General features: G+C 45.6%; 2 protein-coding genes. Both read left to right on the top strand.

The window, feature by feature from the left end:
- Nucleotides 1-121: 121 nt before the first annotated feature.
- Nucleotides 122-259, top strand: coding sequence for a hypothetical protein (locus tag ACTIE0_RS24535; protein ID WP_008049827.1), 138 nt, complete (start codon nucleotides 122-124; stop codon nucleotides 257-259).
- A 512-nt stretch (nucleotides 260-771) separates the two neighbouring features.
- Complete coding sequence (gvpA, locus tag ACTIE0_RS24530) at nucleotides 772-990, top strand: gas vesicle structural protein GvpA (RefSeq protein WP_006616598.1); 219 nt, start codon at nucleotides 772-774, stop codon at nucleotides 988-990.
- Nucleotides 991-1210: the final 220 nt, after the last annotated feature.

Here is a 1210-nt window from a genome sequence, read left to right as displayed (position 1 = left end):
TAGCGCAGGAGTTACGGGATTTTCGGGCGGAACTTCGAGATACGGTTGCTCAATGGCAACAGCAGTGGCAACAACAGAACCAGGAAAGAGCTGCCGGTCGCCGAAAACTCGCCCAGCAGGTATGGCAATAGTTCAATATGATCTGATCCGCACCATTATGGCTGAAAACTTGCTACAGCCAATCCAAGAGGCGAAAGCCGAACGCCTAGCAGGTATTCAGTCCATGTTTGAGGATATGGGTAAGTTTCGGATGCAATGACGAGAGTATCGTCGGGAACGGGAAAAGTCGGTTTGGGGTGGTGAAAGGGTGAAATCGACCCCAGCAACGCCTCAGAAGGCGAAGGCTAGTCAAACCCTAATAATTATTACCAAAATGCTTGACATTATACCCAAGTACTGATAGACTCCAAATCGTTGTCGTAGGATGATGCTCCATAGCTGTTTAAGGGTGGACGTGAAGTACATAGCCTGTATATCTTGGTTTTAAAAAGGCGATTTGTACGTGACAATAGTCCTCTTTGAACAGAATGTTGGAGGCTTTGAGAGATACCTTCACCAATGGCATGATTGCCTCACTATTGATTGTATCATACTCAGAAGCTTCGGGCTATTGCCACATTCTTGACGGTTAAATCTGTCTGGATTCTGTATGATGGAGGATAACAGGACTTCCCTGGTAGCCTGGTCAACAGTAATACTAGCAACAATCTACCATCACAGCCTAGCTGGACGGTGGGGGTGTCAATATGAAAATTAAGAGGTAATTGACTCATGGCAGTTGAAAAAGTAAACTCATCTTCGAGCTTGGCTGAGGTTATTGATCGTATCCTAGATAAAGGGATTGTAATTGATGCCTGGGTTCGTGTTTCCTTAGTGGGCATAGAACTGTTATCGGTAGAAGCAAGGGTTGTGATTGCATCTGTGGAAACTTACCTCAAATATGCAGAAGCTGTGGGTCTAACGGCTCAAGCTGCTGTTCCTTCTGTATAAAGGGTTTCACAGTTAACTAGCGGTCGGACATCTGATTCTGTCTTCTGATTAAGTCCATCTAGCTACAGCCTGAATCTGAGTCGGAAAGCCAATGCCTGAGTTTCAGGGGGCTATATGATTCTCTAGGGAAAACCCTAAAGTAAGGCTGACAGGAAAGACTACAGAAAACCACAGAAAACCACAGATGTCCGATGCTTAACCACCAACTGGGGGGATATCC

The sequence above is a fragment of the Limnospira sp. genome, from assembly GCF_051859755.1.
Taxonomy (GTDB): domain Bacteria; phylum Cyanobacteriota; class Cyanobacteriia; order Cyanobacteriales; family Microcoleaceae; genus Limnospira; species Limnospira fusiformis.
Note: the sequence above shows the minus strand (reverse complement) of the source record. Positions and strands in the feature narration are given on the sequence as shown.